Raw genomic sequence first — 17,952 nt, forward strand, 5'->3', positions numbered from 1 at the left:
TTTGCAACCGCATTTGCCACCCTATTTGTCAACCTTCATCGTTCCCATCCGAAAGATACTCATGACCCAGCGCAAACTCCCCGTCACCGTCCTGTCCGGATTTCTCGGCGCCGGCAAGACCACCTTGCTCAACCACATACTGCGCAACCGCGAAGGCAAGCGCGTGGCCATCATCGTCAACGACATGAGCGAGGTCAATATCGACGCCTCGCTGGTGCAGGACAGCGCCGAGGCGGCCGGTGCAGCCCTGTCGCGCACGGAAGAAAAACTGGTGGAGATGTCCAACGGCTGCATCTGCTGCACCCTGCGCGACGATCTGTTGCTGGAAGTGCGGCGCCTGGCTGCGGAAGACCGTTTCGACTATCTGCTGATCGAATCGACGGGCGTGGGCGAACCGATGCCCGTGGCCGCCACCTTCGATTTCGAGGATGAGCACGGCGACAGCCTGAACGACGTGGCGCGCATCGACTGCATGGTCACCGTGGTCGACTGCGCCAACCTGCTCGACGATTTCCACAGCGAAGACAGCCTCGAGCAGCGGGGCGAGACGGCGGGCGAGGGCGACGACCGCCAGCTGGCCAATTTACTCACGGAACAGATCGAATTTGCCAATGTCATCGTCCTCAACAAGGTGGACATGGTCGATGCGGCCCATCGCCTGCGCGTGCTGGCCGTCATCAAGGCCTTGAATCCCGGCGCGCGCATCATCGAGACGAACCAGTCCGTCGTGCCGCTGGACGCCATCCTGGGCACGCATCTGTTCAACCTGGAACAGGCGGCCAGCATGCCGGGCTGGGCCCAGGAACTGGCGGGCGTGCACACGCCGGAAACGGAAACGTATGGCATCGGCAGCTTCGTCTACCGGTCGAAAGAACCGTTCCACGCGCAGCGCCTGCACGATTACATTGCCCAGCCGATACCGGGCGTGGTGCGCAGCAAGGGCTATTTCTGGCTGGCCAGCCGCCCCGAGTGGGTGGCCAGCCTGTCCGGCGCGGGCAAGCTGATGAATATCGAACCCGTGGGCCTGTGGTGGGCGTCCGTGCCGAAAGAGCGCTGGCCCACGGACGCGGCGTCGCTGGCGGAAATGAAGGCGGGCTGGAACGAGCCATATGGCGACCGCTACCAGGAAATCGTCTTCATCGGCCAGGACATGGACCAGGCCGCCATCGAGGCGGACTTGAAGAAATGCCAACTCAACTATACGGAAACGCGCCAGGGCATGGCCGCCTGGCGCAAGCTGCCCGACCCGTTTCCCCAGTGGCAACGCATGGAAGAACTGGAAGATTAACCACCGATAGGAAAGCAATATGACAGAACTGATCCCCGTTACCATCATCACGGGTTTTCTCGGCAGCGGGAAAACCACCTTGCTCAAGCGCATATTGCAGGGCGACCACGGCGTGCGCATTGCCGTGATTGAAAACGAATTCGCCGCCGAAAGCATCGACCATGGCTTGCTGGTGCAGGACAGCGACGAGCAGATCGTGGAAATGAACAATGGCTGCATCTGCTGCAGCGTGCGCGGCGACCTGATCCGCATCCTGGGCGAGCTGCACGCGAGGCGCGAAACCGGGGCAATCACCTTCGACCACGTGATCATCGAAACGACGGGCTTGGCCGCGCCTGGCCCCGTGGCGCAAACCTTCTTTGCGGAGCCATCCGTCAGCGAGTTCTACATGCTCGACGCCATCCTGACGGTGGTCGACGCGCGCCATGCGCAGCAGCAATTGACGGCGCACAAGGAAGCGCAGGAACAGGTGGGCTTTGCCGACCGCATCCTGCTGTCGAAGACGGACCTGGTCGACAAGGATGCGCTGGCCGCGCTGCGCCAGCGGCTGGTCGCCATCAATGGCCGCGCCAGCATACAGAAAGTGCGCTTTGGCAACGTGCCCTTGCGCGACATCCTGAACATCCGCGGTTTCAATCTGAACGCCATCGTCGAGCTGGAGCCGGATTTCCTGGGGGAACTGGGCCACCGCCATGGCGACGGCGTGCAATCGTTCGTCTACCACCAGTCCCAGCCCCTTGATCTGCTGCAGGTGGAGAATTTTCTCGATGCCGTGGTGCAGCTGTTCGGTACCCAGCTGATGCGCTACAAGGGCATCCTGTACGTGGCCGACGTGCCATGCCGCGCCGTTTTCCAGGGCGTGCACATGCTGATGGGCTCGGAACTGGGCGCGCCGTGGCGCGACGGCGAGACGCGGGCCAGCAAGATCATCTTCATCGGCCGCGACTTGCCGCAGGATATGCTGATCCGGGGCCTGGACCGCTGCGTGGTCAAGGCGGACAGCCCGGTCGAGGTGGCGGCATGAGCGTGGAAGCGGGCTTGCCCGCCCTGGCGTTGATTTTTCTGCTCGGCATGCGGCATGGGCTGGAACCGGACCACCTGGCCGCCGTCGACGGCCTGACCCTGCGCAGCCAGGCCGCCCATCCGCGCTGGACGCCGTGGATGGGCGCGTTGTTTGCGCTGGGACATGGCATCTGCGTGCTGGCCATCGTGGCCGTAGCCGCCCTGGCGTCGGCGCAATTCACACCGTCCGAAGCCGTGTTCGGCTGGCTGGAATGGCTGCCCATCGCCTTGCTGCTGCTGATTGCGGCCCTGAATGCGCGCAGCTTGCTGGCCGGCGCGCAGCTGGCCGAAGTGCGCGGCCGGCTGCTGCCGCGCTGGCTGCGGGGCGCTTCCGGGCCGCTGGGCGCCATCCTCGTCGGCATGCTGTTCGCGCTGGTGTTCGACACGGCCCTGCAGGCGGCCGCCTGGCGCTGGGCGGCATGGGGCCGGCCATGCTGACGGGGCTGGTGTTTGCCGTGGGCATGGGCGTGACCGATACCTTCGATGGCTGGGTCACGGCGAAAGTCATGCGCACCGGCAAAATCGAGATCGTGCGCGCATTCCGCCGCCGCCTGGGCTGGCCCATCGTCGCCATCTGCGTGGCCATGGCCGCCTGCATGGCTGCGGGCAAGCTGGACCCCGCGTGGTCGCTGCCGGAAAGCTGGATGGCGGCGCTCGGTGCGGCCATGGTGCTGCTGATGGCGGCCCTGTACGGCTGGACCTTGCTGGGCTTGCGCCGCGTGCGTGCCTGAGACGGGGGCGTGGGTATAATGGAAAAAAACTGCCGGATTCCACCATGCCCCCAGCCGATATCGTCATCCGCCTGCTGACGCCAGCAGATACTGCCGCCTTTTGCGCGCTGCGCCTGCGCGCCATTCTTGATTCGCCCAGTTCGTTTTCCTCATCGCGCGAGGATGAACTGGCGCGCACCCCGGAAGAACACGCGCAGCGCATCGCCGGCGGCGTCCTGCAGCGGGCGTTTGGCGCTTTCGACGGCGAACGTCTCGTGGGGTTTGCGGGGCTGCGGCGCGAACCGCTGCGCCAGCTGTGGCACAAGGCCTTGCTGTGGGGCGTGTTCGTCGATGTGGCGCAGCGGGGCAAGGGCGTGGCGCGGCGCCTCGTCAACGCCTGCATCGAACAGGCCGAGGCGGACCCTGCCGTCATGCAGGTGCACTTGAGCGTGAATGCGGAAAACAATGCTGCCTTGCGCCTGTATGAATCGCTGGGATTTATCGCGTATGGCACGGAACCGCGTTCGATGCGCGTCGGCGAGCTGTTCTATGACGAGCATCACCTGGCCTTGCTGCTCAAGTGACGTCGTCAGGCGATGTCTATTAAATTACTTGCAGCGCGGGCACAGGCCCTTGATCAGGTAATCGACTTCGCCGCCGCTGAAGCCTTCCGGCAAGAGCACGGGCGGCGGCAGCTTGACTTCATTGAAACAGGTGACGTTTGCGCATTTGGTGCACTGGAAGTGCGCGTGCTCGTGCGCCTGGTGGCCCGCGCCCGCGCTGAAGCGCCACACCTGGTCGGCACCCGCGATGCGGTGCACCAGTTCATTTTCCGTCAGCCATTCCAGCACCCGGTACAGGGTGACGGAATCGATATCGCTGTCCTGCGACAGCGCCTGCTGGATTTCATGGTGGGTCAGCGAACGGCTTTGCGCCATTAAAAAGTCGAGCACCTTCACGCGCGTCTTGGTGACGCGGGCGTTGGTGTTGCGGATCAGCGATTCGGCTTGCGGTGTAGAAGATGATGTCAACATGATAGGCCTGCTTGCGGGGGATCGGCTGGCGGCGTCATCGCCGTGCCCGTTGCCACCCTATGGGCCGTATCTTAGCATGCGGGCCGCACCGCATGAAATGGCGTCATGGTTTGAACGTCCAATAGCGGCCGGCCACCGTATCGACGAGGTCGAGAAAGCGCTGGTCGGCGCGCGCCTGGTTGCGTATCAGGTAGAACATGTCGGACAGGGCGGAGCGCTGGTCCGCGAAGTACGAATGCTTCATGAAGCTCGTGTCCACGCCCGTGGCGTCGATGGTTTCCACGCCTGCCACGATCAGCATGCCGGCGCCGCTGTCGCCCGCGCGCGGGTAGCCGTGCACGGCTTTCGACGCGGCCAGGGCCAGGTCTTGCGACGAGGCATACAGGGTCACGGGATTGCGCGCGCCGGCCAGTTTCGGCGCGATATCGTGCCGGAAGACGGCGGCGTCGATGTCGGGCGCGGACAGGATGAGCTCCGTGATCTTTTGCGCCAGCTGCGGCTGCGCGGCCAGCAAGTCGGCCACGGCCCGCGTCAGCCCGCGGCTGCCCATGCTGTGGCCCACCAGGTACACTTGCGCCGCGTCCGTGCTGGCGAGAAAGTCGGCCAGGAAGGCCGTGATGTGGGGCGTGCTCCACTCGATATTGTTTTCATCGATGGTGTAGGCGGCGATGTCGCCGCGCGACGGCCAGCTGTAGAACGCGGGCGCGCCGTCGAAGCCCAGGTCGTAGGCCATCTGTCCCGTGCGCCGCGCCGCATCCTCGAAACTCACGTTGTAGCCGTGCACGAAGACAAATGCGCTCTTGCCGGCCGAGGCGCGGACCTGGGTTCTTAATGCTGCAAAGAAATTATCGTGATCCTGCACCTCGGCGTCGAGCAGCACCACGTGCTTGGCCGGGTCGTCGCGAAATTCCAGGCGCCACAGCGATGGCGATTCCAGCTGGCCCATGCGGTGGTCGCGGGGGATGCTGATGTCGCAGCTGCCATAGCTGAGCGGCCCGTCGCCGTTGCCATTGCCGCCCGTGATGCTGCGTTCGCCGCTGAAGCGCTGGGCCGCCGGCTTGCCCACGTTGCGCTGGCGGTCGGTGGCGAAATACACTTTCACCACGGCATAATTCGACACGACGGTGCCTTTATCGGCTGGCGCGGGCACGGCTTCCACATCGGGTAGCGGGGCGACTGGCCGCTGCAGCGCGTCGAGCAAGCCTTGCGCGGCAAACAGGGTTTCCATGTCGTCCGGCACGTTTGCCGCGGCCAGGGCGGCCGACAGGGCCAGCTGCCGCTGGGGATCGGCGGGCGCCGCTTCCAGCGCGGCGATGGCGGCCAGGATGGCGGCGGCGCCGTCGAACTTCGCGATGGCCAGCTTGAGCCGTTGAAAATGGCTGGCGACGGCTTGCGGCGCATGGCCGGGCGCGCCGTGTTCGATGGCTGCCACGACGGCGGAAGTGATCAAGTCCATGCGCCACCTGCCTTTCAGGTCAATCTGGATTGAATGTCAACCCATATTGCCATAAAAGCACGCGGAAAGCGACTTGTCCAGCATCCCGTGCTGCGGGCCTGTCAACGGTCAATGCTGCTTGTCGTCGCTGAACTGCTGTGCCAAGGATTGCAGGGGCGCCACTGTCAGGCCGCCGCGGCTCACGTGTTCGGGGATGGCCACGCGCACGGGCTTGCTGTGCATGTTGGCGGACGACAACACGTTCGTGGTCGTTTCCGGCGCCGCATTCCACACGGGATCGACGATGCCTTCGAACACATGTTTCAATTGCTCGCCCCACGTGTCGCGGATCATGCGGAAATACTGGTTTTTTTCATCGATGGTGACGAAGCGCGTGACGGCCAGGCTGCCCGTCTCGTAGACGAGCAAATCGAGCGGCAAGCCGACGGAAATATTCGAGCGCAGGGTGGAATCCATGGAGATCAGTGCGCACTTGGCCGCTTCGTCCAGGCGCGTGAACGGGTTGATGACCCTATCGATGATGGGCTTGCCGTATTTGGCTTCGCCGATCTGGAAATACGTGTTTTCATCGTGCGATTCGATGAAATTGCCGGCCGAATACACCTGGAACAAACGGCAGCGCTCGGCGCCTATCTGGCCCCCTAAGATGATGCTGACGTTGAAATCGATGCCGCAGTCGGCCAGCGCCTTCGCTTCGCGCAAGTGCACGGTGCGCACGGCTTCGCCCACGATGCGGGCCGCGTCGTACATGCTGGCCACGTTCCAGATGCTGCGGCCGTCCGCGTCCACGTGTTCGGACACGATCTGGCGGATCGCCTGCGAGATCGACAAATTGCCTGCCGTCATCAGGACCAGCATGCGGTCGCCCGGGTTTTCGAACACGCTCATCTTGCGGAAGGTGCCCACCTGGTCCACGCCGGCGTTGGTGCGGGAGTCGGACAGGAAGACCAGGCCTTCGTTCAGGCGCATGCCTATGCAATAAGTCATCGTCGTAAATCAAGTCAAAAGGGGTAGCATTCTACACCAGCCGGACCGCGCCACCTGCTGTCAAGGCCCGGCCAGCCTCATTCCTGCCCGTTTACACGGGCACGATCTGCACGTCGACACGTAAGGTTTCCGTGCCGCCGCCCTGGCGCACGCCGCGCACGGGAGCGGCCGAGTCGTAGTCGCGCCCGATGGCCAGGCGGCAATACGCATCCGTCATCAGCCGCGCGTGCGTGACGTCGATGCTGACCCAGCCCGCGAAATCCGCGTCTTCCGCCCACGCGTCGACCCAGGCGTGGCTGGCCGCGTGGCCCGTCGTGCCCGGATCGATATAGCCGGACACGTAGCGGGCGGGGATGCCCCAGGCGTGGCAGCAGGCCAGGAACAGATGCGCGTGGTCCTGGCACACGCCACGCCCCAGAGCCAGGGCGTCGCCGGCCGTGGTGGTGACCATGGTGGCGCCGCTTTCATACGCCACCTGGCCCACGATGTGCTCGGCCAGGCGCAGCAAATGGCCCGTGCCCGCCGTCACCCGGCGGTCCGGCAGGCTGGCGGCCGTCAGCGCGAGAATGGCGGGATTGGCCTGGGTCAGCGGTGTCGGCATGGTAAACAACAGCGGCGACAGGGTATCGACCAGGTTCAGCCGTCCCTTGTGCGGGTAGATGGTTTCCACCACGCCGTGCGCCACCAGGCTCAGCGATTGATGGCTGCCATTGATCGTCAGCATGTGCGACAGGTTGCCGTAGGCATCCGTGTAGACGTGGCACTGGCCTGGCGTGGCGATGTGCCAGGACAGGGCCCGCTGCTGCGGCTCGATACGCGGCGTCAGGTGCAGCTGCTGGATGGTGTAGGCCAGCGGCGCACTATAGGCGTAATGGGTTTCGTGGCGGATGGTGAGCTGCATCAGGCCGCCAGGGGAACGAGGAAGTCGCGGCTGACCCGGTTGCCCAGGTCGTAGATATTTTCCAGAAATTCCGTCAAGGTATGGTGCAAGCCCGCCTTCATGATGTCGTCGATATGGCCGAATTTCAGCTCCGCATGCAGTTTGCCGGCAAACCGCTCCGTATCGGCCGACACGTCGTTGCGGATATGTTTTAAATTTTCCACCACGTCATCCATGCAGGCGAGCAGGGACCGTGGCATGTCGCCGCGCAGCATCAGCAATTCCGCCACCCGTGCCGGCGTGATCACGTCGCGGTAGACCTTGCGGTAGATTTCGAAGCCGGAAACGGAGCGCAGCAGGGCCGCCCAGTAGTAAAAGTCGCGCTGGGCCACGTCTTTCGACGTGTCGCGCGCGCCGTGGAACTTCACGTCGAGGATGCGCGCCGTATTGTCGGCCCGTTCCAGGAAGGTTCCCAGGCGGATGAAGTGGATGGCTTCATCCTTGAGCATGGTGCCCAGCGTGACCCCGCGCGACAGGTGCGAGCGGTACTTGACCCATTCGAAGAACTGGCTGGGGTCCGTTTCCAGCAGATTGCTTTTCAGGCGTTTCTGCATGTCGAGCCAGGTGGCGTTCTGGATTTCCCACACTTCCGTCGTCAGGGTGCCCCGCACGGCGCGGGCGTTTTCGCGCGCGCCCGTCAGGCAGGCGAGGATGGAAGACGGGTTGTTGGGGTCGCGCACCATGAAGTCGAGCACGTCGCGCGTGTGGAAGCGGCCGTATTTGTGGTCGTACGCGCTTTGCAGCTCGGAAATGCCCAGGGTGGCGCGCCAGCCCTGTTCCGCGTCCTGCTCGGACTGGGGCAGCATGGACGTTTGCATGTTGACGTCCAGCATGCGCGCCGTGTTTTCCGCCCGCTCCGTGTAGCGGGCCATCCAGAATAAATGATCGGCAGTGCGGCTCAGCATGTTTTCTCTCCTGCAAAAGCGGATGTGGCTTCCAGTACCCAGGTATCCTTGGTGCCGCCCCCTTGCGAGGAATTGACCACCAGCGAGCCTTCCCCGAGGGCCACGCGGGTCAGGCCACCGGGCACCATGGAAATCGTCTTGCCGGACAGCACAAACGGACGCAGGTCGATGTGGCGCGGCGCAATGCCGGCTTCCACATACGTGGGGCAGGCGGACAGGGCGAGTGTCGGCTGGGCGATGTAGCCGCCCGGATTGGCCAGCAGGCGCTGGCGGAAGTCCTCGATCTGCGCCAGGCTGGACGCGGGCCCCACCAGCATGCCATAGCCGCCCGCGCCATGCACTTCCTTGACGACCAGTTTGGGCAGATTTGCCAGCACGTAGGACAGGTCGGCCGGTTTGCGGCACTGGTACGTGGGCACGTTGTTCAATATCGGTTCCTGCGACAAATAAAACTTGATCATGTCGGGCACGAACGGGTAGATGGACTTGTCGTCGGCCACGCCCGTGCCGATGGCGTTCGCCAGCGTCACCCGGCCCGCGCGGTAGACGGACAGCAGGCCCGGCACGCCCAGGGACGAATCGGAGCGGAAGGCCAGCGGGTCGAGGAAATCGTCGTCGACCCTGCGGTAGATCACGTCCACGCGCTTGGGTCCCCGCGTGGTGCGCATGTACACGGAGTTGTCGTTGACGAACAGATCCTTGCCTTCCACCAGTTCCACGCCCATCTGCTGGGCCAGGAACGCATGTTCGAAGTAGGCGGAGTTGTACATGCCGGGCGTCATGACAACGACGGTCGGATCATCCACGCCCATGGGGGCGACGGAGCGCAGGTTGTCGAGTAGCATGTCCGGGTAGTGATCGACGGGGGCGATGCGGTTGCGGGCGAACAGTTCCGGGAACAGGCGCATCATCATCTTGCGGTCTTCCAGCATGTAGGACACGCCGGACGGTACCCGTAAATTATCTTCCAGCACATAGAATTCGCCCTGGCCCGCGCGCACGATGTCGACGCCCGCGATGTGGGCGTAAATGTCGGAAGCGACGGCAATGCCCTGCATTTCCGGGCGGTACTGGGCATTCTTGTAGATTTGCTCGGCGGGAATGATGCCCGCCTTGATGATGTTTTGCTCATGATAAATATCATGGATGAACATGTTCAAGGCTTGCACCCTTTGCACCAGGCCCGTCTGCATCTGCGCCCATTCGGCGGCGGGGATGATGCGAGGGATGGTGTCGAACGGTATCAGGCGTTCCGTGCCGGCATCGTCGCCATACACGGCAAACGTGATGCCGACCCGGCGGAACGTCAGGTCGGCTTCGGCCCGCTTGCGGGCGATGGTCTCGGGCGATTGCTGTTCCAGCCAGTTGCTGAATTCACGATAGTGTTCACGTATCTTGCTGTCCGTACCCACGTCATTTGCAGTCATTTCATTGAAAAAATTTGCCATGTTGTGATTTCCCTTGAGCCGTGTCTGGGTATAGCTCAGCAGGAAACGTGCCAACAGGGCGGGCGCGAACTGGTATAAATATGACCACTTTTGTGGCGTCGCGCCATCCTTCGCACCGATTTGGTGCGCTAGCAGTCATTGTTGGGGACGCCAGCGGGCTCGACGAAGGGCCGGCAATCGACGGGCACGTCGAAGATGAAGCTGGTGCCCGTTTCGGGCGCGCTGTCGACGGCGATGCTGCCGCCATGGCTTTCCGCCACGTTCTGCACGAAGGGCAGGCCGATGCCCCAGCCGGGCGCGGGGTTGTCGTTTTCGCGGCGCAGGTAGTCGAAGATGCGTTCGGCCTGTTCCGGCGCGATGGCGTGGCCGCTATTGTGGACGGTGATGATCAGGCGTTCGTGGGTCGCTTCCACGTGCACGCCGATGGGGGCGTCGTCGCCGTACTTGAGGGCATTGCCCAGCAGGTTTTCCAGCGCGCGCCGCAGCGAGTTCTCGCACCACCAGCCGGTGACGGATTGCCCTTGGACATGGCATTTGCCGGGACGCTGCAGGTTGACCTGGCCAGCCACGGCCTGCACCAGGGGCAGCACGTCGAACCGGCTCAGCGCCAATGGCAACCGCTGGCCCTGGTGGTAGCTGAGGCTATCGAGCAATTCCTCGATCATGCTGTCGAGCCGTTTGCTGTGCTCGGCAATCTTGTGCGCGAGCGCCACCACCCGTTCCGGCTCCGCCGGCCGCAGCAGCAGCTGAGCGCTGGTGCTGATGACGGCCAGCGGGTTGCGCATGTCGTGCGACAGGCCGGCCGCGATGCGGCGCCGGAAGCCTTCGTGCATGCTGGTAAATTCGCGTATCGATTCGCGGATGCCCGAATCGATCGATTCGTTGATCACCTGCCAATCCTTGCTGCGCAGGCTAATGCCGGATTCATGCGCGACGGCGGCAAAGCAGTCGCGGAAGATCTGGTATTCCTGGATCACCTGTTCCGGCCCGTAATTGGTCATGCGCGCCCGTTCATTGCCATGCACGGCAGGCACGTTGCTGTTGCTGGCCGCGTTTTCGCGCGGGTGGCCCGGCGTGAGGGCTTCGGCCAGGTTGTCGAAAAAGGCCGGCAAGGTATTGATGAGTATGGGCGTGAGCAGCTGGTCCGCGCCCCGCACGCTGGCGCGCACGCGCTGTTCCCATTCAGTGAGGACGGCGTCGCGCATGGCAAAGATGCGCTGTGCGCGCTGCAGCGGATGGCGTCTGCTTGCCTGGCGGCCCGTGTGCTGATCAGTGGCAATATTCACCGGAACTCCCTGACAGGAATGGCTATGCGCTTAATAGTATGCGCCAAATCAGCGGCCAGGGAAACGCCTTATTGCCCAGTATCGGCCTGCCGCAAGGCCGCATGCAGGCGGAAAAGCGCCGCTGACCACTCGCTCAGGGAAAAGTTCTGTGGGTCATCATGACCATTCGCAAAGCCCGTATCGAGCACGGCGTGGAAGGCGGGGATCAGCCACGTGCCCCTGCGCACGCTGGCGGCGATATACAGCAGGGCCAGGCGCTCGTATTGCGCGGGCGTGAAGCCGGGATCGGGCGCCAGCCCGTCGTTGCCCTTGCCGCCGCCGGGCACGGAGTTGCGCGGCTGCACCAGTTCCACGTGCAGGAACAGCCCCGTCAGCGACGGCTTGTCCTTTTCCAGCTTGCTGGCGTAGCCTGGCGTGCCGAAGTCGCGCACTTGCAGGGAGCCGCCCAGTCGGTTCACGTAGACATGGCCTTTCGGCCCGCTACCGAGCGCAGGGTTACGTATATTGAAATCGTTGAAATCCCAGCCGGCATCGTTGATGTGGGCTGGAATGGCGTCGAGCAGGAAATTCGGATAGCTGGTGTCGTGGATGACGAAATACCGGGCCATGGGCGCCGCCAGCCGGCCCACGGCCCGCGACAGGGGTGCATCGACGGCGCCGCCCACGTCCGCTTCGCTGACCGATTGCTGCGCCAGCCAGGCGCGCAGGCGGGCCGGGGCGATATCCGTGCGCTGGCCGATGTGGGCGGCAAGGAATTCGGGCAGCGGCGCGGTCTCGCCCAGGCGCGCATACAGCTTCACGGGGCGCAGCAGGCACGTGGCTTGCGCCCGCGCATCTCCCTTGAAGCCGCTTTTCCAGGCCACGTAGGGGCAGGCGGTTTGCTGTTGGGCAAAGGCGGTGCCGGCGGTGGCGAAGAGAAGCAGGGAGAGGAGGGCGGGGCGCAGTGTCATGCGCGCATTGTCGCCGATGCCGCGCCCGATGGACAGGGGCGCACGCAGCGGTGCGCCCCTGCCGGGGTGGGGAAGGTTGCCTAGAAGTCGACCGAGGCGGAAACGACAACCGTGCGCGGGGCGCCCAGCACCAGGTAGCCGGAGTTGGAAGCGCCGCCGGCCGAAGCCCAGTAATTCTTGTCCGTCACGTTGTCGAGGCGGGCGCGCAAGGTCACGGCGCGGTCGGCGATACTGGTCGTGTAGCGGGCGCCCAGGTCCAGGCGGGTCCATGACGGCAGTTTCTGCTGGTTGTCCGCGTCGAGGTACTGGGTCGAGGTGTACAGCGCGCGGCCCGTCAGCGCCAGGCCACGCACGCCCGGCACATCCCATTCCACGCCGGCATTGAGCTGGCTGCGCGGCACGCCGATGGCGTCCTTGCCGTTATTTTCCTTCTTGAGCACGTTGACCTGTTCCGCATCGAGGAAGGTCAGGCCGCCCAGCAGGCGCAAGCCGCGCACGGGGCTGCCGAAGACGGACAGTTCCAGGCCTCGGTTGCGCTGTTCGCCAAACACGCCGAAGGTACCGTTGTCCACGTAGGCCAGCGGCTGCTTGGTGGTGAACAGGGCGGCGCTCATGCCGATGCGGCCACCGTCATACTTGACGCCGATTTCCTTCTGCTTGGATTTGTACGGGGCGAAGACCTGGCCGATGTTGTTCGTCACGCCAAAGCCGCCTGCCACGGCGCCTTTTTGCAAGCCCTCGATGTAGTTCGCATACACGGACACTTCCTTGCTGGGGCGGTACACGAGGCCCGCCAGCGGCGTGGTGGTGCTTTCACTGTAGCCGGGATCGGTCTGCTTGCCCGTGTCGTAGTTGTAGCTGTCATCCTTGATGGTCTGGCGGCGCAGGCCCACGGTCAGCAGCACGCTGTCGTTGGCGAAGCCCATGGTGTCGGCCACGGCAAAGCTGGACAGGATGCTGCGCGACGTGACCAGTGGATTGTCCAGCTTGCCGCCCACGTACAGGTTGGCGGCTGGCGGCACGGCGTTGAACGGCGCATAGATGCTGGCGTTGAAATTGCCGCTGATGCCATAGGCATTGCGCGATTGCGCCCAGAAGGTCGACGCCGTGGCGCTCAGGCTGTGGCTGACGCTGCCCGTGACGGCCTTGCCGCGCACGCCGATTTCGCCCGTGCGCACCGTATCGCGGCGTTCGTTGTCGAAACGGTAAGCCGTGCCGGAACCGTCCGCGCGCGCCACCGTGGGTACGGCCAGCACGTTCGATTCATTGCCGCTGCGCGCGCCCAGCGCGGCCCAGGCCACGACATCCTTGGCGATATCGTATTCGCCGCGCAGGGTGCCGAAGGTGTCGCGCTCGTTCGAACGGGTCCAGTCCTGAGCGAAATTGCGGCTGGCGTCGGGTGCGGCCGGAATCGCCACGCCGGCCGCCACATTCACGCTGGGACGAGGGGCCGTCAGTTTGTGGTCCTGGTAGCCGGCGTCGGCCGACAGGCGGAAGTCGCGGCCGCGGTAGTCGGCGCCGATGGAAAATACGCTCAGTTCGCGCTTTTCATGCTTGACGGCCGTATCGCCGTCGCGGCGGGCCGCATTGATGCGGATGCCCGTGTTGTTGTCGGGGCCGAAACGGCGCGCGATATCGGTGGCTACATACGCCTGGCCGCCGCTTTCCACGCCCACGGTCACTTGCGTCAGCGGCGCATTCGGCGCCCGCTTGGGCAGCAGGTTGATGGCGCCGCCGATGCCGCCGCCGCCCGGCGCCGCGCCGTTGATGAAGGTATTGGCGCCACGGAATACTTCCACGCGTTCCAGCAATTCCGATGCGACGAACTGGCGCGGCAGCAAGCCGTACAGGCCGTTATACGCGAGGTCGTCCGAATTCACGGGAAAACCGCGGATCATGTACATTTCCTGGAAATTGCCGAAACCGCGCGTGACGCGCACGCCCGGGTCGTTCTGCAGCACGTCGCCCACGCCTTGCGCCTGCTGGTCCTGGATCAGCGCCTGCGTGTAGTTGAGGCTATTGAAAGGCGTGGCCATGATGTCCACATTGCCCAGCAAACCCAGACGCCCGCCGCGCGCCACCTGGCCGCCCGCATAGGCTTTCGACAAGCCTTCCGCCGACGCATCGGCCGATGCATTCACGACCACCGTGGGCATGGTTTGCGCATCGCCGGCCGGCGCCGTGAAGGTGGCCTGGGCGTGGACGGTGCTGCTGGCCAGCAGGAAGGCGGCCAGGGCAAAAGGGGTAGGGGCGAGGCGGAAGGTACGCATGGTGTTGTTTGGATAGTAATGAGAATGATTATCATTATATTCCAGTGGCGCGCAGCGCGTGGAAAAGCGTGAGAATGTGGCAAAAAAGTCGCCATTTGTACAACACCTGGCCCGGCAGGCACTGGATTCTGGCGGAAAAAGGCGCGTCACACGATACCTTGTGGATTTATTAATGCCTATGACCAAGTTTCGTTAAAATGGGCCATCGCGCCCGGCGCCCCCAGGAAACCGCATGTCATTGCACCGCCACTTACAGTCCGCCTTCCAGCGCATGCAGCGCGGCTTGAGCCTGAAAAGCGCGGCCGTCGCGCTGATCCTGGCCATGCATGCACTGGGCCTGTATTTCCTGCTGCTGCCGGCGCGGCAGCTCAAGCAATACACGGAAGTGGCGTTCCTCACGCTGATGCCGGCCCGGCCGCTGCCGCAGACGCCGCCGATGCCCTTGCCGATGCCCATGCCTGTCCCCATGCCGCGCGCGCGCACCAGTGCGCCGCCCGCCGTTCCCGAGCTGCCTGCCGTGGCGGCGCAAGCGATCGCCGTTCCCGAGGAAGCAGCCCCCGCGCCATCGGCAGCGCCGTCCGCGACGGACTTGCGCACGCGCGCGCGGCTGGCGGCGGGCGCCGCCGACAAGGCCCTGCGTGGCGAACTGAAGCAGGAGCAGCCGTGGCTGGCCGCAGCCGAGCTCAAAAGCGAAACCGCGTTCCAGAAGCTGGTCGCGTCCGCCTACCGTGGCGGGCCCGTCATCCGCGTGGAAGAATACCTGTCGGCCGACGGCCGGCCGGTGACGCGCATCGTCAGCGCCGGCGGCGCCACCTGCTATGGCATGGATGCCAACCCGGGCGCGGGCGCCGACCCGTCCAGGACGGGCGGCAAGGTAAAACGCGTGCCTTGCCCGGGATAACGTTTCCGCGCAGCACACAGCGCAGTACACAGTTTTCACGGCAATTACGGGGCGCTCAGCCCCGGCGGGGTCCCAAATATGCTAAGTTGCGTCTGCAAATCTTGTCGACACGACCCAGGACGCCCATGCTACCCGAACTCCTCATCCTCGCTCCCAGCCCCTCGGCTGCCGTCAACGCGCAGCTGGAACAGCACTACACCTGCCATCACGCGTGGCAGGTGCCGGCCGACGAGCGCCATGCCTGGCTGGCGGAACGGGCGCCGGCCATCCGCGCCGTCGTCACGACGGGCGCGCTGGGCCTGAACGCGGCCGACATGGCCTTGCTGCCCGCGCTGGAAATCATCGCCGTCAATGGCGTGGGCCTCGACGGCCTGGCGCTCGACGAGGCGCGTGCGCGCGGCATCGCCGTCACCACCACGCCGAACGTGCTCACCGACGACGTGGCCGACGTGGCGCTGGGCCTGCTGCTGGCCAGCGCCCGCCACATCGTGGCGCTCGACCGTTTCGTGCGCGACGGCGGCTGGGAACGCCGCGAAGCCATCGCTCCCGCGTCCAGCCTGCGCGGCAAGACGGCCGGCTTCTTCGGTTTCGGCCAGATCGGGCAAGCCATCGCCCTGCGCCTGGCCGCGTTTGGCGTCAAGGTGCGCTACTTCCAGCCCCGCGCCATTGCCGGCACCGACGTGCCGCGCGCGGAATCGCTGCTGGCCCTGGCGCAGGACAGCGATTACCTGTTCGTCTGCGCGCCGGGCACGCCCGCCACGCGCAAGATCGTCGACCGCACGGTGCTCGACGCGCTGGGTCCCCAGGGCACCTTGATCAATATCGCCCGCGGCGCCCTGATCGATGAAGACGCGCTGATCGCCGCCTTGCAGGACGGCCACCTGGGCGCGGCCGGCCTCGACGTGTTTGCGGACGAACCCCGCGTACCAAACGCCTTGCGCGCCTTGCCGAACGTGGTGCTGACGCCGCACGTGGGCAGCCTGACCGTGGAAACGCGTCATGCGATGGGGCAGTTGGTCGTGGACAATCTGCGCGCCCACTTTGCCGGCCTGCCTTTGCCCACGCCCGTGGTTTAAGCCCGGTTTATCGCCAATGTGCGGCCAGGCGCATGCCACCTTCAGCGAATCGTCTCTGGCGCCAGCAAAATGCGTTAGCATCCTATAAATAGCATTTTTATACGATAGTCTGGCGAAAGGAATGGCGATGCATACGATACTGGTGATGGGCGCGGGCTTCGCGCTGCTGGCACTGTGCCTGCTGGTGGGGTGGGGCAGGGGCGCGATGGCGCATGCGGCACTGGCTTTCATTCCCTTGTGGCTGCTGGGCGCCGGCGTCAACATGGCGGTGGGCGTGCTGACGGCCGGCTATTCCGTCGCCGAGGAACTACCGATTTTTGCAGTAATTTTTGCCGTGCCAGCCTTGCTGGCCGGTTTTTTGTGGTGGCGTTTACAACGCGCCTGAGCCGCCAGCCCATGGGCAGCACCGCCAGCACGGCCAGGATTGATGATGAAAGAGTAGCTATGGAATTGACAAAATCGCTGTTGCGCAAGCGCGGCGGACAGGACAGCGGCAAGGTGGGCATGATCGAGCTGTTCTTCGACCTTGTATTCGTGTTTGCCGTGACGCAACTATCGCACGGCTTGCTGGCGCACTTGAGCGCCCTGGGCTGGCTGCAGACGGGCTTGTTGCTGATGGCCGTCTGGTGGGTATGGATCTTTACTTCGTGGATCACCAACTGGCTCGATCCCGAACGCATCCCCGTGCGCATCAGCCTGTTTGCCCTGATGCTGGGCGGCCTGATCATGTCCGCCTCGATACCGGAAGCGTTCGGCACGCGGGGCCTGGGCTTTGCGGGCGCCTACGTGGCCATGCAGGTGGGCCGCCCCCTGTTCGCCTGGTGGGCCGTGCGCCACGAAGAACTGGCGCGCCGCCGCAATTTCCAGCGCATCACTGTGTGGGCCGTGTTGTCCGGCATCTTCTGGATTGCCGGCGGCATCGCGTCGCCCGAACAGCGCCTCTTCTGGTGGGGCGGGGCCCTGGCGATCGACCTGGCCGGCCCGTGGATGCGCTTTGGCGTGCCGGGCATGGGCAGTTCGTCGACGGCCGACTGGGATGTCGACGGCGGCCACATGGCCGAACGCTGCGCGCTGTTCGTCATCATCGCCCTGGGCGAATCGTTGCTGGTGACGGGCGCCACGTTCGCGGGGCTGGAATGGACACCCGGAAACTGGCTGGGCTTTTTGTCGGCGCTGGTGGGCAGCATCGCCATGTGGTGGATCTATTTCGACACGGGCGCCGAGGCGGGCCACCACCGCATCGCCCACTCGAAAGACCCGGGCAGCATCGCCCGCAAGGCGTACACGTATATCCACGTGCTGATCGTGGGCGGGGTGATCGTCAGCGCCGTGGCCGACGAACTGGCCCTCGTGCATCCGGATGAGGCGAGCTTCGCCGGCATCAGCGCCTTGCTGGGCGGCCCGATCCTGTATCTGCTGGGTAATGCGCTGTTCAAATGGGTCAGCAACGACCGCGCCACGCCGCCGCTGTCGCACCTGCTGGGCATTCTGATCATCCTGGCGCTGATCCCGATGGCGTATGGCCGCCTGTATGCACCGCTGACCCTGGCCTGCATCACCAGCTGCGTGCTGGTCCTCGTGGCCGTGTGGGAACACATGGCGCTGCGCCGCCCGCCGGCCGACATCGACCCTTGATGCC

At 64.7% G+C, this 17,952-nt stretch carries 18 protein-coding genes; 9 read left to right on the forward strand and 9 right to left on the reverse strand.

Features of this window, described 5'->3' with window-relative positions; all coding sequences use genetic code 11:
* Positions 1-61: 61 nt before the first annotated feature.
* The 5 genes from VPH41_RS09915 to VPH41_RS09935 are packed head-to-tail and all read left to right on the forward strand — an operon-like array spanning position 62 to position 3,644.
* Positions 62-1,288, forward strand: coding sequence for a GTP-binding protein (locus VPH41_RS09915; protein ID WP_328569853.1), 1,227 nt, complete (start codon positions 62-64; stop codon positions 1,286-1,288).
* 19 nt (positions 1,289-1,307) lie between these two features.
* A complete protein-coding gene (locus VPH41_RS09920) occupies positions 1,308-2,312 on the forward strand; it encodes a CobW family GTP-binding protein (protein ID WP_328569854.1) in 1,005 nt (334 codons plus the stop codon).
* A complete protein-coding gene (locus tag VPH41_RS09925) occupies positions 2,309-2,788 on the forward strand; it encodes a HoxN/HupN/NixA family nickel/cobalt transporter (RefSeq protein ID WP_328569855.1) in 480 nt (159 codons plus the stop codon). Before VPH41_RS09920 ends, VPH41_RS09925 begins: the two co-directional genes overlap by 4 nt.
* Positions 2,782-3,081 (forward strand): hypothetical protein, encoded by a 300-nt coding sequence (locus VPH41_RS09930; protein WP_328569856.1) that lies wholly within the window; start codon positions 2,782-2,784, stop codon positions 3,079-3,081. The genes VPH41_RS09925 and VPH41_RS09930 overlap by 7 nt, the downstream gene beginning before the upstream one ends.
* Before the next feature lie 44 nt (positions 3,082-3,125).
* A complete protein-coding gene (locus tag VPH41_RS09935; protein ID WP_328569857.1) occupies positions 3,126-3,644 on the forward strand; it encodes a GNAT family N-acetyltransferase in 519 nt (172 codons plus the stop codon).
* Positions 3,645-3,668: 24 nt separating this feature from the next.
* Here VPH41_RS09935 and VPH41_RS09940 read toward each other — a convergent pair whose 3' ends face one another.
* The 9 genes from VPH41_RS09940 to VPH41_RS09980 all read right to left on the reverse strand — a co-directional run bounded on the left by VPH41_RS09940 (position 3,669) and on the right by VPH41_RS09980 (position 14,336).
* Positions 3,669-4,094, reverse strand: a complete 426-nt coding sequence (locus VPH41_RS09940; RefSeq protein ID WP_034787417.1) for a Fur family transcriptional regulator — start codon at positions 4,092-4,094, stop codon at positions 3,669-3,671.
* A gap of 103 nt (positions 4,095-4,197) precedes the next feature.
* Complete coding sequence (locus VPH41_RS09945) at positions 4,198-5,550, reverse strand: alpha/beta hydrolase (RefSeq protein ID WP_328569858.1); 1,353 nt, start codon at positions 5,548-5,550, stop codon at positions 4,198-4,200.
* 108 nt (positions 5,551-5,658) lie between these two features.
* Positions 5,659-6,537 (reverse strand): peptidase, encoded by an 879-nt coding sequence (locus VPH41_RS09950; RefSeq protein WP_092604876.1) that lies wholly within the window; start codon positions 6,535-6,537, stop codon positions 5,659-5,661.
* A gap of 91 nt (positions 6,538-6,628) precedes the next feature.
* A complete protein-coding gene (locus VPH41_RS09955; protein ID WP_328569859.1) occupies positions 6,629-7,438 on the reverse strand; it encodes a transglutaminase family protein in 810 nt (269 codons plus the stop codon).
* Complete coding sequence (locus tag VPH41_RS09960) at positions 7,438-8,382, reverse strand: alpha-E domain-containing protein (RefSeq protein WP_152281014.1); 945 nt, start codon at positions 8,380-8,382, stop codon at positions 7,438-7,440. Before VPH41_RS09960 ends, VPH41_RS09955 begins: the two co-directional genes overlap by 1 nt.
* On the reverse strand, positions 8,376-9,830 hold the full coding sequence (locus VPH41_RS09965; protein WP_328569860.1) for a circularly permuted type 2 ATP-grasp protein: 1,455 nt from the start codon (positions 9,828-9,830) through the stop codon (positions 8,376-8,378). The genes VPH41_RS09960 and VPH41_RS09965 overlap by 7 nt, the downstream gene beginning before the upstream one ends.
* Positions 9,831-9,958: 128 nt before the next feature.
* Positions 9,959-11,116: a sensor histidine kinase gene (locus VPH41_RS09970; protein ID WP_328569861.1), complete on the reverse strand. Its 1,158-nt coding sequence runs from the start codon at positions 11,114-11,116 to the stop codon at positions 9,959-9,961.
* Positions 11,117-11,184: 68 nt separating this feature from the next.
* Positions 11,185-12,066: a hypothetical protein gene (locus tag VPH41_RS09975; protein WP_328569862.1), complete on the reverse strand. Its 882-nt coding sequence runs from the start codon at positions 12,064-12,066 to the stop codon at positions 11,185-11,187.
* Positions 12,067-12,146: 80 nt separating this feature from the next.
* Positions 12,147-14,336, reverse strand: a complete 2,190-nt coding sequence (locus VPH41_RS09980; protein ID WP_328569863.1) for a TonB-dependent receptor — start codon at positions 14,334-14,336, stop codon at positions 12,147-12,149.
* A 232-nt stretch (positions 14,337-14,568) separates the two neighbouring features.
* Between VPH41_RS09980 and VPH41_RS09985 the strand changes: the two genes are divergently transcribed.
* The 4 genes from VPH41_RS09985 (at position 14,569) to VPH41_RS10000 (ending at position 17,948) form a co-directional block, all read left to right on the forward strand.
* Complete coding sequence (locus VPH41_RS09985; RefSeq protein WP_328569864.1) at positions 14,569-15,237, forward strand: hypothetical protein; 669 nt, start codon at positions 14,569-14,571, stop codon at positions 15,235-15,237.
* Between the two features lie 125 nt (positions 15,238-15,362).
* Positions 15,363-16,313, forward strand: a complete 951-nt coding sequence (locus VPH41_RS09990; protein WP_328569865.1) for a 2-hydroxyacid dehydrogenase — start codon at positions 15,363-15,365, stop codon at positions 16,311-16,313.
* Between the two features lie 127 nt (positions 16,314-16,440).
* A complete protein-coding gene (locus VPH41_RS09995) occupies positions 16,441-16,698 on the forward strand; it encodes a hypothetical protein (RefSeq protein ID WP_328569866.1) in 258 nt (85 codons plus the stop codon).
* A gap of 65 nt (positions 16,699-16,763) precedes the next feature.
* Positions 16,764-17,948, forward strand: coding sequence for a low temperature requirement protein A (locus tag VPH41_RS10000; protein ID WP_442906265.1), 1,185 nt, complete (start codon positions 16,764-16,766; stop codon positions 17,946-17,948).
* Positions 17,949-17,952 lie beyond the last annotated feature (4 nt).

The organism is Janthinobacterium sp. P210006 (genome assembly GCF_036231885.1).
GTDB lineage: Bacteria > Pseudomonadota > Gammaproteobacteria > Burkholderiales > Burkholderiaceae_D > Janthinobacterium > Janthinobacterium violaceinigrum.

Coding starts and splice junctions, on each gene's coding strand:
- VPH41_RS09950 (WP_092604876.1), bottom strand. CDS start 6,537: ATGACTTATTGCATAGGCATGCGCCTGAACGAAGGCCTGGTCTTCCTG.
- VPH41_RS09960 (WP_152281014.1), bottom strand. CDS start 8,382: ATGCTGAGCCGCACTGCCGATCATTTATTCTGGATGGCCCGCTACACG.
- VPH41_RS09925 (WP_328569855.1), top strand. CDS start 2,309: ATGAGCGTGGAAGCGGGCTTGCCCGCCCTGGCGTTGATTTTTCTGCTC.
- VPH41_RS09930 (WP_328569856.1), top strand. CDS start 2,782: ATGCTGACGGGGCTGGTGTTTGCCGTGGGCATGGGCGTGACCGATACC.
- VPH41_RS09990 (WP_328569865.1), top strand. CDS start 15,363: ATGCTACCCGAACTCCTCATCCTCGCTCCCAGCCCCTCGGCTGCCGTC.
- VPH41_RS09965 (WP_328569860.1), bottom strand. CDS start 9,830: ATGGCAAATTTTTTCAATGAAATGACTGCAAATGACGTGGGTACGGAC.
- VPH41_RS09995 (WP_328569866.1), top strand. CDS start 16,441: ATGCATACGATACTGGTGATGGGCGCGGGCTTCGCGCTGCTGGCACTG.
- VPH41_RS09915 (WP_328569853.1), top strand. CDS start 62: ATGACCCAGCGCAAACTCCCCGTCACCGTCCTGTCCGGATTTCTCGGC.
- VPH41_RS09935 (WP_328569857.1), top strand. CDS start 3,126: ATGCCCCCAGCCGATATCGTCATCCGCCTGCTGACGCCAGCAGATACT.
- VPH41_RS09920 (WP_328569854.1), top strand. CDS start 1,308: ATGACAGAACTGATCCCCGTTACCATCATCACGGGTTTTCTCGGCAGC.
- VPH41_RS09975 (WP_328569862.1), bottom strand. CDS start 12,066: ATGACACTGCGCCCCGCCCTCCTCTCCCTGCTTCTCTTCGCCACCGCC.
- VPH41_RS09945 (WP_328569858.1), bottom strand. CDS start 5,550: ATGGACTTGATCACTTCCGCCGTCGTGGCAGCCATCGAACACGGCGCG.
- VPH41_RS09940 (WP_034787417.1), bottom strand. CDS start 4,094: ATGTTGACATCATCTTCTACACCGCAAGCCGAATCGCTGATCCGCAAC.
- VPH41_RS09955 (WP_328569859.1), bottom strand. CDS start 7,438: ATGCAGCTCACCATCCGCCACGAAACCCATTACGCCTATAGTGCGCCG.
- VPH41_RS09980 (WP_328569863.1), bottom strand. CDS start 14,336: ATGCGTACCTTCCGCCTCGCCCCTACCCCTTTTGCCCTGGCCGCCTTC.
- VPH41_RS09985 (WP_328569864.1), top strand. CDS start 14,569: ATGTCATTGCACCGCCACTTACAGTCCGCCTTCCAGCGCATGCAGCGC.